13 protein-coding genes are annotated in these 13,480 nt (G+C 69.7%); 7 read left to right on the forward strand and 6 right to left on the reverse strand.

What is annotated here, in order from left to right; all coding sequences use genetic code 11:
* Window positions 1–228: 228 nt before the first annotated feature.
* From gyrB to dnaA, 6 genes are all read right to left on the reverse strand, one after another.
* On the reverse strand, window positions 229–2,358 hold the full coding sequence (gyrB, locus tag FB382_RS19775) for a DNA topoisomerase (ATP-hydrolyzing) subunit B (RefSeq protein WP_182541692.1): 2,130 nt from the start codon (window positions 2,356–2,358) through the stop codon (window positions 229–231).
* Window positions 2,359–2,672: 314 nt separating this feature from the next.
* Entirely contained in the window at window positions 2,673–3,251 is a 579-nt protein-coding gene (locus tag FB382_RS19780; RefSeq protein ID WP_182541693.1) for a DciA family protein, read from the reverse strand.
* Window positions 3,251–4,456: a DNA replication/repair protein RecF gene (gene recF / locus FB382_RS19785; RefSeq protein WP_182541694.1), complete on the reverse strand. Its 1,206-nt coding sequence runs from the start codon at window positions 4,454–4,456 to the stop codon at window positions 3,251–3,253. The genes FB382_RS19780 and recF overlap by 1 nt, the downstream gene beginning before the upstream one ends.
* 7 nt (window positions 4,457–4,463) lie before the next feature.
* Window positions 4,464–5,375 carry a phosphogluconate dehydrogenase (NAD(+)-dependent, decarboxylating) gene (gnd, locus tag FB382_RS19790; protein ID WP_182541695.1) on the reverse strand — a complete coding sequence of 304 codons (912 nt, stop codon included), beginning with the start codon at window positions 5,373–5,375 and terminating at the stop codon, window positions 4,464–4,466.
* Window positions 5,376–5,436: 61 nt separating this feature from the next.
* On the reverse strand, window positions 5,437–6,576 hold the full coding sequence (dnaN, locus tag FB382_RS19795) for a DNA polymerase III subunit beta (protein WP_182541696.1): 1,140 nt from the start codon (window positions 6,574–6,576) through the stop codon (window positions 5,437–5,439).
* Between the two features lie 566 nt (window positions 6,577–7,142).
* Window positions 7,143–8,600: a chromosomal replication initiator protein DnaA gene (gene dnaA, locus FB382_RS19800; RefSeq protein ID WP_182541697.1), complete on the reverse strand. Its 1,458-nt coding sequence runs from the start codon at window positions 8,598–8,600 to the stop codon at window positions 7,143–7,145.
* Between the two features lie 599 nt (window positions 8,601–9,199).
* On the opposite strand from dnaA, the gene rpmH reads away from it, so the two are divergent.
* The 7 genes from rpmH (at window position 9,200) to FB382_RS19835 (ending at window position 13,432) form a co-directional block, all read left to right on the forward strand.
* Entirely contained in the window at window positions 9,200–9,337 is a 138-nt protein-coding gene (gene rpmH / locus FB382_RS19805) for a 50S ribosomal protein L34 (RefSeq protein ID WP_028637884.1), read from the forward strand.
* 25 nt (window positions 9,338–9,362) lie between these two features.
* Window positions 9,363–9,719 (forward strand): ribonuclease P protein component, encoded by a 357-nt coding sequence (gene rnpA / locus FB382_RS19810; RefSeq protein WP_182541698.1) that lies wholly within the window; start codon window positions 9,363–9,365, stop codon window positions 9,717–9,719.
* Entirely contained in the window at window positions 9,716–9,982 is a 267-nt protein-coding gene (gene yidD, locus FB382_RS19815) for a membrane protein insertion efficiency factor YidD (RefSeq protein ID WP_182541699.1), read from the forward strand. The genes rnpA and yidD overlap by 4 nt, the downstream gene beginning before the upstream one ends.
* A 3-nt stretch (window positions 9,983–9,985) precedes the next feature.
* Window positions 9,986–10,978 carry a membrane protein insertase YidC gene (gene yidC, locus FB382_RS19820; RefSeq protein ID WP_182541700.1) on the forward strand — a complete coding sequence of 331 codons (993 nt, stop codon included), beginning with the start codon at window positions 9,986–9,988 and terminating at the stop codon, window positions 10,976–10,978.
* The gene (locus FB382_RS19825) at window positions 10,975–11,565 is read left to right on the forward strand and encodes a Jag family protein (RefSeq protein WP_425490139.1); all 591 of its coding nucleotides are present in this window, start codon (window positions 10,975–10,977) and stop codon (window positions 11,563–11,565) included. The genes yidC and FB382_RS19825 overlap by 4 nt, the downstream gene beginning before the upstream one ends.
* Before the next feature lie 56 nt (window positions 11,566–11,621).
* Complete coding sequence (rsmG, locus tag FB382_RS19830; protein ID WP_425490140.1) at window positions 11,622–12,311, forward strand: 16S rRNA (guanine(527)-N(7))-methyltransferase RsmG; 690 nt, start codon at window positions 11,622–11,624, stop codon at window positions 12,309–12,311.
* A 143-nt stretch (window positions 12,312–12,454) separates the two neighbouring features.
* Window positions 12,455–13,432 carry a ParA family protein gene (locus tag FB382_RS19835; protein WP_343055693.1) on the forward strand — a complete coding sequence of 326 codons (978 nt, stop codon included), beginning with the start codon at window positions 12,455–12,457 and terminating at the stop codon, window positions 13,430–13,432.
* The last annotated feature ends 48 nt before the right edge of the window (window positions 13,433–13,480 follow it).

Below are 13,480 nucleotides of genomic sequence, written 5' to 3' on the forward strand. Positions count from 1 at the left end.
GCCGGGGCCGGGGCCTTCCGGTCCGCCGGTGCCCAGGTTGCTCGGGGTCTCAGTCATGATTGGTCTCTCTCGCCATGTCTAACGGAAGTCTTAGATTCGTCAATATGGTGCAAGCCAGGAGTCACGAGGTGCGTCCGATCGCAAGGCGGAGGCGCGAAGGCGACCTTCGAGCGAAGCGGGTCGTCGAGCGCCGACAACGCAGCGAGCGGGCGCGCATCGTGTCTCCTGCTAGATATCCAGGAATCGGACGTCCTTAGCGTTGCGCTGGATGAAGGAACGACGCTGCTCGACGTCCTCGCCCATGAGGATCGAGAAGATCTCGTCCGCCTGGGCGGCGTCGTCGAGGGTCACCTGGAGCATGAGCCGCTGCTCGGGGTTCATGGTGGTGTCCCACAGCTCCTCGGCGTTCATCTCACCGAGACCCTTGTAGCGCTGGACGGGGTTCTCCTTGGGCAGCTTCTTGCCCGACTCCAGGCCGTCGCGCATGAGCGCGTCGCGCTCGGCGTCGGAGTAGACGAACTCGTGCTCGGCCGGCTTGTTCCAGCGCAGGCGGTAGAGCGGCGGCTGGGCCATGTAGACGTAGCCGTGCTCGATCAGCGGCTTCATGAAGCGGAACAGCAGCGTCAGCAGCAGGGTGTTGATGTGGTGGCCGTCGACGTCGGCGTCGGCCATCAGCACGACCTTGTGGTAGCGCAGCTTGTCGAGGCTGAACTCCTCGTGGATGCCGGTGCCGAGAGCGGAGATGATCGCCTGGACCTCGGTGTTGGCCAGCACCTTGTCGATGCGGGCCTTCTCGACGTTGAGGATCTTGCCGCGGATCGGGAGGATCGCCTGGACGCGCGGGTCCCGGCCCTGGCGGGCCGAGCCACCGGCGGAGTCGCCCTCGACGATGAAGACCTCGCACTCGGAGGGGTTGGTCGACTGGCAGTCCGACAACTTGCCGGGCAGGCCTCCGCCGCCGAGCAGGCCCTTGCGGTTGCGGGCGAGGTCGCGCGCCTTGCGGGCCGCGATCCGGGCCTGCGCCGCGGCCTGGGACTTGCGGATGATGTCGCGGCCCTCGGCGGGGTTCTTCTCGAACCAGTCGCCGAGCTGGTCGTTCATGATCCGCTGCACGAAGCCCTTGGCCTCGGTGTTGCCGAGCTTGGTCTTGGTCTGGCCCTCGAACTGCGGCTCACCGAGCTTGACCGAGATGATCGCGGTGAGGCCCTCGCGGATGTCGTCACCCGAGACGCGGTCCTCGGGCTTCTTCATCAGGCCCCACTCGAAGCCCCAGTTGTTGACCAGGGAGGTCAGCGCCGCACGGAAGCCCTCCTCGTGCGTGCCGCCCTCGTGGGTGTTGATGGTGTTGGCGAAGGTGTGGACCGACTCGGTGAACGAGGTGTTCCACTGCATCGCCACCTCGAGACTCATGTGGTTCTCGACCGAGTCGGGCGTCTCCGCCTCGAAGGCGATGACCGAGGGGTTGGCCACCTGCTTGCGGCGGTTGAGGTGCTCGACGTAGTCGACGAGGCCGCGGTCGTACTTGAAGACGCGCTCGATGCCGCCGCCCTCGCTCTTGCGGATCGCGTCGGTGCCGGCCTGGTCGACCTCGTTGGCGATCGTCTCGTCGGCGACGGCCTCGAGCAGCTCGTCGGCCGCCGGGCGCTCGTCGCGGACCACGATCTCGAGGCCCTTGTTGAGGAAGGCGTACTCGCGGAAGCGGGTGGTGATGGTCTCGAAGGAGTAGGTCGTGGTCTCGAAGATCTCCTCCGAGGCCCAGTAGATGACCGTGGTGCCGGTGCGCTCGCCGGGCTCCATCGCGCGGACCTGCTCGAGCTCGCCGTCGGGGACACCGATCGTGAAGCTCTGGCGCCACAGGTGGCCGCGGTTCTTCACCTCGACGATGAGGTGGCTCGACAGTGCGTTGACCACCGAGACGCCGACGCCGTGGAGGCCACCGGAGACCTTGTAGCCGCCGCCGCCGAACTTGCCGCCGGCGTGCAGCATCGTGAGGGCCATCGTGACGGCCGGCATCTCCTGCCCGGGCGCGGTGTCGGTCGGGATACCGCGGCCGTTGTCCTCGACGCGGATCGCGCCGTCGGCCTGCAGGGTCACCACGATGCGGTCGCAGTAGCCGGCCAGCGACTCGTCGACCGCGTTGTCCACGATCTCCCAGATCAGGTGGTGCAGGCCGCGCTCGCCGGTCGAGCCGATGTACATGCCGGGACGCTTGCGGACGGCCTCGAGGCCCTCGAGGACCTGGATCGCGGAGGCGTCGTACGACGCGCCTGCATCGGGGGCGGTGCCCCGGAGTGCGGGGGGTGCCGGTGCTTCCGCGGAGAGCTCGGTCGGGACGTCGACGGGGGCTTCGTCGGTCACACACACCTCATACACGTTGGGCGGCACGGCATCGGAGCCGGGCTGCTGGGAGATCTGGTCACACACAGAAGGTCGCGGCGTGGAGGAGCCTGCGACCCGATCGCCATGATACCGGCCACAGCGCCGCATTCCACGTCTCGACCCCGAAGAATGGGGGGATCCTGTGGAAATAGGGCCCCTCAGGGGCTCGTGAGGGCGGCTGCGAGCGCCGAACAGGGGGGCGAACGGGTCCCCGTACGTCCGTGCGGCTCCCAGATCGTCTCCCGTGGCCTCCTGTTTCATGTGAAACCAGGGGCTCCGATCGGGCCCGGGACTCAGCCGTAGGTGTCGCGCGGACCCCGGCCGTCGCGCGCGGACCGGAGACCCTTCTTCCACGTGGGCAGGTGCGGGCCGAGCACCTCGATCAACGCCACCGTGCCGTGCCCCAGCTCCTCGTTGAGGCGGCGTACGACGGTCGGTGCGAGCAGCTTCAGCTGGGTCGCCCACGCGGTGGAGTCGGTGCGCACCACGAGCTTGCCATCGGCGAAGGACTCCGGCGTGCAGTGGGCGGCCACCTCGTCGCCGACCAGCTCGGCCCACCGGCCGAAGACGCCGTGGACCCGGAGGTCCAGGCCCCAGCCGTGGTCGGCAACGAGGCGACCGAGCGTGGCGTCGAGCAGCTGGGGGTCGCGCTCGTCGGGGTGTGCCCCCGACACCCGGCCGCGCGGGGTCCTCAGGTCGCGGCGCTTCTTCTTCCCTTTGGCCGGGGGAGTGGAGCGCGCGGCGCCGCGGGCCATCGCGCGGGCCAGGTCGAGGCCGTCGTCCTGGTGCGGTGCGGGCTCGGGCTCCCCGACGGTCGGGGCCTCCGGCTCGTCGAAGGTCTCACCCTCGGGCTCCTCCGGCTCCGCGTCCATCAGCCGACCCCGTCGGTGCGGCGTACCTGGCCACCGGCGACCTCGAACCGGGCGCCCGCGAGCGCCGCCGGGACATCGGCCGCGACGGCCGCGGTCACGAGCACCTGCTCGGCGCCCGCCACCAGGTCCGCCAGCTGCGCGCGCCGCTCGGTGTCCAGCTCGGCGAAGACGTCGTCCAGGATCAGGATCGGGTCGTCGCCGTCGGAGCGGAGCAGGTCGTAGGAGGCCAGGCGCAGGGCGAGGGCGAAGGACCAGGACTCCCCGTGCGAGGCGTAGCCCTTGACCGGGAGTCGTGTCCCCGAGTCGCCGGGGCCGTTGCCCAGCGTGAGCAGCAGCTCGTCGCGGTGCGGGCCGACCAGGGACACGCCGCGGTCCAGCTCGTCCCTGCGCCGGCGTTCGACCTCCTCGAGGAGGGCCTCGGTCAACTCGGCCTGCGTGGGGTTTCGAGACGGTTGCTGCGCAACCTCCTCAACCACCGAGCGGGGCAGCTCGAAGGACGGCTTGTAGGTGATCTCGGCGTCATCGCGCGAGGCGCCCCGGGCCACGGTCTCGTAGGCCTTGCCGACGTAGGGCCGCAGCTGGTCGACCAGCGCGATCCGCTCGGCGAGCAGCTCGGCGCCGGTGCGGGCGAGGTGGGCGTCCCACACCCCGAGCGTGGCGAGCGCCCCCTCCTGCGAGGACGACCCGCGACGCGCGTGACCGGCCGTCTTGAGCAGCGTGTTGCGCTGCCGCAGCACCCGGTCGTAGTCGGCGCGGACCCCGGCCAGCCGGGGCGTGCGCAGCACCAGGAGGTCGTCGAGGAAGCGCCGCCGGTCCGACGGGTCGCCCTTGACCAGGGTGAGGTCCTCGGGCGAGAAGACCACGGTGCGGACCAGGCCGAGCAGCTCGCGGGCGCGGGGGAGCGGCGACTTGTTGATCCGGGCCCGGTTGGTCCGACCCGGGTTCAGCTCGATCTCGAGCGTCGCCGTCCGCCCGTCCCGGACCACCGCCGCGCGCACCACCGCCTGCTCCGCACCCGCCCGGATCAGGGGTGCGTCGGTCGCCACCCGGTGGGAGGTGAGCCGCGAGAGGTAGTCGATCGCCTCGACCAGGTTGGTCTTGCCCTGCCCGTTGCGCCCGATGAACGCAGTGACGCCCGGCTCCAGCGCGACGTCGGCGGAGGCGTAGGAGCGGAAGTCGTGCAGGGAGAGGTGGGAGACGTACAAGCGGCGCCTAGTCCTTCGTGGGCGCGTCGCCGCCGGCGGGCGGCTGGGTGCGTACGGCGTGACCGCCGAACTGGTTGCGCATGGCGGCGATCGCCTTCATGGCCGGGCTCTCGTCCTGGCGGGAGACGAACCGGGCGAAGAGCGAGGCGGCGATGACGTTCATCGGCACCGCGTTGTCGATCGCGGCCTCGACGGTCCAGCGGCCCTCGCCGCTGTCCTCGGCGTAGCCGGAGATCTTGTCGAGGTGGGTGTCCTGCTTGAGTGCCTCGACCAGCAGGTCGAGCAGCCAGGACCGGATGACGGTGCCCTCGCGCCAGGAGTCGAAGACGTCGGTGACGTTGTCGACCAGGTCGACCTTCTCCAGCAGCTCCCAGCCCTCGGCGTAGCTCTGCATGATGGCGTACTCGATGCCGTTGTGGACCATCTTGGAGAAGTGCCCGGCGCCGACCTTCTTGCCGGCGTGCACGAACCCGGACTCGCCTTCGGGCTTGAGGGTGTCGAAGGCGGGCTGGACCTTGGCGACGTCCTCGTCGGAGCCGCCGCACATGAGGGCGTAGCCGTTCTTCAGGCCCCAGACCCCACCGGAGACGCCGCAGTCGACGAAGCCGACGCCCTTCTGGGCGAGCAGGTCAGCGTTGATCTGGTCGTCGGTCCACTTGGAGTTGCCGCCGTCGACCACGAGGTCGCCCTCACCCAGCAGCTCGCCGAGGGCCTTGATGGTCTCGCGGGTGGGGTCACCGGCCGGCACCATCACCCACACGACCTTGGGGGAGGGCAGCTTCCCGACCAGCTCCTCCAGGCTCTCCACGTCGGACAGGTCCGGGTTGCGGTCGTAGCCCACGACCGTGTGGCCGCCCTCCCGCAACCGGGTCCGCATGTTGCCGCCCATCTTGCCCAGGCCGATGAGTCCGATGTCCATGCGTTCCTCCGATGTGGATCTGGGTCGTGCGGTGCTGCGATCTGCCGGTTGCCCGGCCCGCTCAGGAGAGCAGGCGGCGCGGCATCAGCAGGTAGCGGAACGGTGAGTCCTGCTCGCCGTCGGCCGTGGACCCGCTGATCACGACGGGCTTGGAGGCCTGCGTGAAGGCGAGCTCGACCACGGGCTGGTCGATCGCGGTGAGCCCGTCGAGCAGGAACTGCGGGTTGAAGCCCGTGGTGATGTCCTCGCCGTCGATGGTCGCCTCGATCGACTCCGAGGCCTGGGCCTCGTCGCCGGACCCGGCGTCGAGGGTCAGCACGCCGTCGGAGAAGGCGAGCTGGACCGCGGTGTTGCGCTCGGCGACGAGGGCCACGCGCTTGACCGACTCGATCAGCGCGGCCTTGTCGACCTTGGCCACCATCAGGTGCTCGTTGGGGAACAGGCTGCGGACCTTGGGGAACTCGCCGTCCAGCAGGCGCGTGGTCGTACGGCGCACGCCGCCGGGGGCCGCGCCCTCGAAGCCGATGATGCCCTCGCCGGCACCGCTCGCGGCGAGGGCGATGGTGACCTCGCTGCCCGCGGTCAGCGACTTGGCGGTGTCACCGAGCACCTTGGCGGGGACCAGCGCGGCCATCGACTCGTCGGGGGTGCGGGGGTCCCAGCCGAGCTCGCGGTGCGAGAGCCGGAAGCGGTCGGTGGCCAGCAGCGAGATCGTCGAGCCGTCGATCTCGATCCGCACGCCGGTGAGCACCGGCAGCATGTCGTCGCGGCCGGCGGCGGTCACGGCCTGGGCGACGGCGTGGGCGAACTGGTCGCTCTGCACGGTGCCGGTCGCGGTGGGCATGTCCGGGAGGGACGGGTAGTCCTCGACCGGCATGGTCTGGAGGCTGAAGCGCGCCGACCCGCAGGTGAGCGAGACCCGACTTCCGTCGAGCACCATCTCGACCGGCTTGGCCGGAAGGCTGCGGCAGATGTCGGCCAGGAGCCGGCCGCTCACGAGGGCACGGCCCTCGTCGGCGACGTCGGCCTTGAGGGTGGCGCGCGCCGAGGTCTCGTAGTCGAACGTCGAGAGCACGAGGCCCTCGTCGGTGGCATCGATCAGGAGGCCGGCCAGCACGGGGACGCTGGGACGCACCGGAAGGCTGCGGGCAGCCCAGGCGACGGCATCGGCGAGGACGTCACGGTCGACGCGGAACTTCACAGTGGGTCCTTCGTGGTGGAGAGGCGGTCGCGTGGGCGGACCGGTGTCTTCTGGACTGTGAATCCTGCCATGAGCCGCCAGCCCTTGGGAGGTTCGGTGGGCAATCCACGTTCCCCGGTCGGCCCGCAGGGCGAGCAGGGAACGACAAGTTCGGGAGGTTGTCCCCAGATCGGGGCCCGGATCGATGTTGACAGAGGATCGATCTGTCTGGAGGTACGGAGGAGTCATAGCAACGGTGGAATCTGTGGAGAGGCGACAAAACCGCAGGTCATCCCCCGCAATGGCTCTCCACAGGGGGTGTGGAACTGCCTGGGTGACGACCAGGGGTGGCTGTGCACTCGGAACTCCGTGTCGTTCGTTCTCCCGGGTTCTCCACAGGGGGTGTGGGAAGTCGGCGCCTCTGGCCCACAGGTCGTCCACAGGCCGGGGAACGACAGGAAAGGTGCAGAAATGGCTCGTCAGAAACCGAAATGAGAGCGACGCCCGACCACTGGTCGGACGTCGCAGGTGCTCGCGGACCCCCAGAACGGTTTCTGGAGAGCCATTTTCGGGTCAGGTCAGGTGGATCAGGACTGGCGCGCCTGCATCTTGACCCGGTTGGTCAGCTCGGAGACCTGGTTGAAGACCGCGCGGCGCTCGGCGAGCAGCTGGTTGATCTTGCGGTCGGCGTACATCACGGTCGTGTGGTCGCGGTTGCCGAACTGGGCGCCGATCTTGGGCAGGGAGAGGTCCGTGAGCTCGCGGCAGAGGTACATCGCGATCTGGCGGGCCATGACCAGGTGCCGGCCGCGGCTCGGTCCGGTGAGCTCCTCGATGGAGAGCCCGAAGTAGGCCGCGGTCTGGGCGATGATCAGCCCGGCGGTGATCTCGGGCTCGCCGCCCTCGGGGATCAGGTCCTTGAGCACGATCTCGGCCAGGGTCATGTCGACCTCCTGGCGGTTGAGGTTGGCGAAGGCCGTCACCCGGATCAGCGCACCCTCGAGCTCGCGGATGTTGGTCTGGATCTTGGAGGCGATGAACTCCAGGACGTCCGGCGGCGCGGTGAGCCGGTCCATCGCAGCCTTCTTGCGCAGGATCGCGATGCGGGTCTCGAGGTCGGGGGGCTGCACGTCGGTGATGAGGCCCCACTCGAACCGGTTGCGCAGCCGGTCCTCGAGCGCCTCGAGCCGCTTGGGCGCGCGGTCGGAGGTCAGCACGATCTGCTTGTTGGCGTTGTGGAGCGTGTTGAACGTGTGGAAGAACTCCTCCTGGGTCTGGGTCTTGCCCTCCAGGAACTGGATGTCGTCGATGAGCAGCACGTCGACATCGCGGTAGCGACGCTTGAACCGGTCCTGCCGGTCGTCGCGGATCGCGTTGATGAACTCGTTGGTGAACTCCTCGCTGGAGACGTAGCGCACCTTGGCCCCGCTGTAGAGGCTGCGCACGTAGTGACCGATCGCGTGGAGCAGGTGGGTCTTGCCCAGGCCGGAGTCGCCGTAGACGAGCAGCGGGTTGTAGGCCTTGCCCGGTGCCTCGGCGACCGCGACCGCGGCCGCGTGGGGGAACCTGTTGGACGAGCCGATGACGAAGGTCTCGAAGGTGTACTTGGGGTTGAGCCGGGTCTCGAGTGCCGTGGCCGGGCGGCTGGCGGCCTCCGGCGGCTCGGGCAGGGCGACCTGGGGAACGACCCCGGCCACACCGGGTGCATTTGTCGACATGTCGATCTGTTGACTTGTCGAGGTGTCGATCTGTTCTGCGGGTGCCTCGGCCATCGCCTGCTCGTCGAGCTGCGGGTTGACCGTGACCGCGATGCGGATCTCGCGCCCGAACGCGACGGTGAGCGCATCCTCGAGCTGGGCGCGCAGCCGGCCCTCGAGCTGGGTGCGCGTGAAGTCGTTGGGCACCGCGATGATCGCGGTGCTCTCGTGCAGGGTCACCGGCTCACTGGCCCGCAGCCAGGCCCGCTGGTTGGGCTGGAGGTCGTCGACGACTCCCCGCCAGGCGCTGCCCAGATCGGAAGTGCCCGAGTTCGAGCTGTGCTCCACGGTGTCCCCGCCTTCTTGTCTTCGTGCTGCTGGTGTCGCGGGCGGCCGGGTGCTGTGCCGAGGCCGTTGCGGCCGCTCTCCGGTGCCCATGCTCGGTCCTCGTCGGCCGGCTCGCAGGAGAACTGCGGCGGAACGCGAGGCGATGTTTCGTGTCCACAACTTTGTCCACAGGTTGTGAACCCGACCCGTCCACTGTGGAAAGAGCCGCTCCGGGACCCACCCCGCTGTCGTCCGGTGATGCGTTTCCGCAGGTCAGAGGCCCTTTGACCACAATTGTGGCGGGGGTCACACGAGCGGGTGAGCGGTGGATGACGGGGGTGGCGGGGAACCCCGGAGGCTGCGAACGTAACAAGCCTGCTGGGCGTGGAGCAAGACGTCATCCACAGGCTGCCGCCGGGGTCCGTACCGTCGGTTTGACCCTGTTGAACGCCAGCGCGTACCGTTGGCCGGTCACCCGGTGTCGACCGGTGCCGCATGTCCACGGGGAAGCCTCGCGCCCTCCGCGGGTGGGCGGTGCCAGCCGAAAGGCGTCAACAGTTCCAACGGCACTGCCGATCCGCCGGTCGTGGCTGCCCCTGAACCACCATGGAGAGAAGCTCGTGAGCAAGCGTACGTACCAGCCGAACAACCGCCGCCGTCACAAGGTGCACGGGTTCCGCCTGCGCATGCGCACCCGTGCGGGTCGCGCGATCCTGTCCTCGCGTCGCCGCAAGGGTCGCAAGGATCTGGCCGTCTGACGGCCAGCCTCCCCAGGCCGGCCGCGTGTTGCCCGAGGCCGCGAGGCTGAGGGATCCCGAGTCCTTCCGGACGACCACACGCCGCGGTCGTCGGGCCGGGTCCCGCACCCTGGTGGTCCATCTGGCCACCGGGGCTGCTGTGGACTCCGCACCCACTCCGGCTGCGCCGGCGCGGGTGGGGTTCGTGGTCAGCAAGGCCGTGGGGAACGCAGTCATCCGCAACCGCGTGAAGCGCCGACTCCGACACCTGGCCCGGGAGCAGCTCACCGCTCTCCCGGGCTCTGCTGTGCTCGTGGTCCGGGCGCTGCCGGCCGCCGCCGAAGCCTCCTACGAGGAACTCGGCGCGGACCTCACGCGTTCCCTCCAGCGGGTGCTGACGTGAAATACCTCCTCATCGGCCTGCTCAAGGCCTACCGCGCGGTGATCAGTCCGCTCTACGGCCAGGTCTGCCGCTATCACCCGTCCTGCTCCAAGTACGCCCTGGACGCGGTGACCGAGCACGGCAGCCTGCGCGGCAGCTGGCTCGCCGTACGACGCCTGGCCCGCTGCCACCCGTGGGCGGCCGGCGGCTACGACCCGGTGCCCCGCCGTGCGGACCGCACCGAGCACGCCCCCTCGACTCCAACCACTCAGCAAGGAGCCTGACCCGTGGGAATCTTCGGCGACATCGGCCACTTCATCATGACGCCGCTGTACTACCTCGTCTCGGCGGTCCTCGTGGGCTGGCACAAGGTGTGGGGCACGGTGCTCAACGCGGATGGCGGCATTGCCTGGGCGCTGTCGATCATCGGCCTCACCCTGGTGATCCGGGCGGCGCTGATCCCGCTGTTCGTCAAGCAGATCAAGTCCAGCCGCAACATGCAGCTCATCCAGCCCAAGGTGAAGGAGCTGCAGAAGAAGTACGGCCACGACCGGGAGAAGCTCGCCCAGGAGACGATGGCGCTCTACAAGGAGACCGGGACCAACCCGTTCGCCTCCTGCCTGCCGATCCTGATCCAGATGCCGATCTTCCTGGCGCTGTTCCGCCTGATCGACAAGGCCGCCAAGGACCAGACCGGCAACGGCTTCCTCAGCGACGCGCTGGCCAAGAACTTCGGTGAGTCGAAGCTGTTCGGCACGATCCCGATCTCGGCCTCCTTCACCAGCCCCGACGGGCACACCAGCGTGCAGATCGTGGCCGCGATCCTCGTGGTCGCGATGACGGCCACGACCTTCCTGACCCAGCGCCAGCTGATGAGCAAGAACATGCCGGCCGACGCGCTGAGCGGGCCCTACGCCCAGCAGCAGAAGCTGCTGCTCTACGTGCTGCCGCTCGTCTTCGCCGTTGGTGGCATCGCCTTCCCGATCGGCGTGCTCCTCTACTGGACGACGTCGAACCTGTGGACCATGTGCCAGCAGTTCTACGTGATCCGCAACAACCCTGCTCCCGGCACGCCGGCCGCCCAGGCCAAGGCTGACCGCGACGCTGCGAAGGCCCGCCGTCACGGCGGCGCCGCGGTGGCCACCGAGGTCGCCACCGAGCCCGAGGTCGACCGCCGCCCGGCGACCCGCCAGCAGCCGAAGAAGCAGACCCGCGAACAGCGCAAGAAGTCCGGTGGCGCGAAGCCGTCGGGCACGACCCCCGAGGGAGACCAGCAGTGAGCGACCCGACGACCGACACGACGGTGACCGACGCGACCGACACCCCCGACGTCCTCGACGAGGACACCGTGGACACCGAGGGCACGGAGAGCGCCGACGAGACGGTGACCCCGGCCTCGCGCGCGGACCGCGTCCAGCAGCTCGAGCAGGAGGGCGACATCGCCGCCGACTACCTCGAGGAGCTGCTCGACATCGCCGACCTGGACGGCGACCTGGACATGGACGTCGAGGGCGACCGGGCCGCGGTCTCCATCGTCGGTGCCGACCTCAGCCAGCTCGTGGGCGCGCGCGGCGAGGTCCTCGACGCCCTGCAGGAGCTGACCCGGCTCGCGGTCTACCGCGAGACCGGCGAGCGCTCCCGGCTGATGCTCGATGTCTCCGGCTACCGGGCCGAGAAGCGCGAGCAGCTGGTCGCCCTGGCGGAGGAGACGATCGCGCGGGTGAAGGAGTCCGGCGAGCGGGTCGCCCTGGATGCGATGACCCCGTTCGAGCGCAAGGTGGTCCACGACGCCGTGGCCGCCGCCGGCCTGGTCTCGGAGTCGGAGGGCGTCGAGCCCCGCCGGCACGTGGTGGTCCTCCCCGACTGATCATGAACGACGATGTTTCACGTGAAACACCCTCCGCGCCCGACGTGGCCCGGAGGGTGTTCCGTATCGAGAGGCTTCCCCTCGCCGAGCGCTACGCCGAGCTGCTGGCGACCGACGGGGTCGTGCGCGGGCTGATCGGCCCACGCGAGGCGCCGCGTCTGTGGGACCGGCACCTGCTGAACTGTGCGGTGCTGGGCGACCTGCTGCCCGAGGACTCCTCGGTGTGCGACATCGGGTCCGGAGCCGGCCTCCCCGGCCTCGTCCTGGGGATCGCCCGGCCTGACCTGCGGATCACCCTGGTCGAGCCGCTCCTGCGCCGGACGACCTTCCTCGAGGAGGTGGTGGCCGAGCTCGGCCTGGACCACGTCGAGGTGGTCCGGGGCCGGGCCGATGCGCTGCACGGGTCCCGCCGGTTCGACGTCGTGACGTCCCGGGCGGTGGCTCCCCTCGGCCGGCTCCTGACCTGGTCGATGCCGCTGGTGGCGCCCACCGGAGCCCTGGTGGCGATGAAGGGCTCCTCCATCACCGAGGAGATCCTCGAGGCCGCAACTGAGCTCGAGGCCTTCGGCTGCGCCGAGCCCGAGGTGATCGTCCTGGGTGAGGACGAGCTGGATTCGACCACTCTGGCGGTGCGAGTGGCCTGGGCCGATCCGGGCCGGGTATCTTGGCCGCTTGCGACGGCGCCGGTGAGCAAACCCGGTGCCAAGTCCCGCAGGACGAGCAAGAACCGGAGGCGTGGGGCGTGACGGACGAGTCTCGGCAGGGGACGGAGCACGGCTCCGCCTTGGTGAGTGACAAGTTATCCACCGCCTCGACCCCGCTCGGTGAGCGTGGTTATCCACAGACAAGCGCCAGTCATCCACAACATGGGACGGACACCGACAACGCCGTGGTTTCACGTGAAACACCGACCGCCCGTCCCTTCACCGTCCGGACCGCGGCCGACCTCGCCGACGCCGGGCCGGTCTTCGACGACCACGCGACCCCGCTGGCGCGCGCCGCGGAGCACACCGTGATGGCCCGGACCGGTGCCCGGATGCGGCCGGCCCTGCCCCGCCCGGACGCCACGCGGGTCCTGGTCGTGGCCAACCAGAAGGGCGGCGTCGGCAAGACCACGTCGACCGTGAACGTCGCCGCGGCCCTGGCCCAGCTCGGGCAGCGGGTGCTGGTTATCGACCTCGACCCGCAGGGGAACGCGTCGACGGCGCTGTCGGTGGAGCACCGCCGCGGCGTGCCCTCGACGTACGACGCCCTGGTCGAGGGCGTGCCGCTCGACGAGGTCATGGCCGTGTGCCCCGACATCGACAACCTCTTCGTGGTCCCCGCGACCATCGACCTCGCGGGAGCGGAGATCGAGCTGGTCTCGGTCGTGGCTCGCGAGAACCGGCTCCACCGCGCGATCCAGGCCCACCCCCGGGTCGGCACGGCCGACGAGGTGGGCGAGGAGCGCTTCGACTTCGTCTTCATCGACTGCCCGCCGTCCCTCGGCCTGCTCACCCTGAACGCCCTCGTGGCGGGCGCGGAGATGATGATCCCGATCCAGGCGGAGTACTACGCGCTGGAGGGGCTGGGTCAGCTGCTCGAGACCGTGGAGATGGTCAAGGCGCACCTCAACCCGCGCCTGCAGGTCTCCACGATCCTCGTGACGATGTACGACGCCCGCACCCGGCTCGCGGCCGGCGTGGCCGACGAGGTGCGCGAGCACTTCGGCGAGCGGGTCGTGAAGACGACGATCCCGCGCTCGGTGCGCGTCTCCGAGGCGCCGTCCTACGGCCAGACCGTGATGACCTACGATCCCGGTTCGCCGGGAGCCCTCTCCTACCTCGAGGCCGCCCGCGAGATCGCGATCAAGGGAGTTCCCGCATGATCCTCACCCCACGAAACCACTCGCTTCGCTCCTGCTTCCGAGGGGACC

It is taken from the genome of Nocardioides ginsengisegetis (genome assembly GCF_014138045.1).
Taxonomy (GTDB): domain Bacteria; phylum Actinomycetota; class Actinomycetes; order Propionibacteriales; family Nocardioidaceae; genus Nocardioides; species Nocardioides ginsengisegetis.

What these genes read in the sequence shown, in the direction of transcription:
- gnd (WP_182541695.1), bottom strand. Translation starts at nt 5,375, where the DNA reads ATGGACATCGGACTCATCGGCCTGGGCAAGATGGGCGGCAACATGCGG.
- FB382_RS19780 (WP_182541693.1), bottom strand. Translation starts at nt 3,251, where the DNA reads ATGGACGCGGAGCCGGAGGAGCCCGAGGGTGAGACCTTCGACGAGCCG.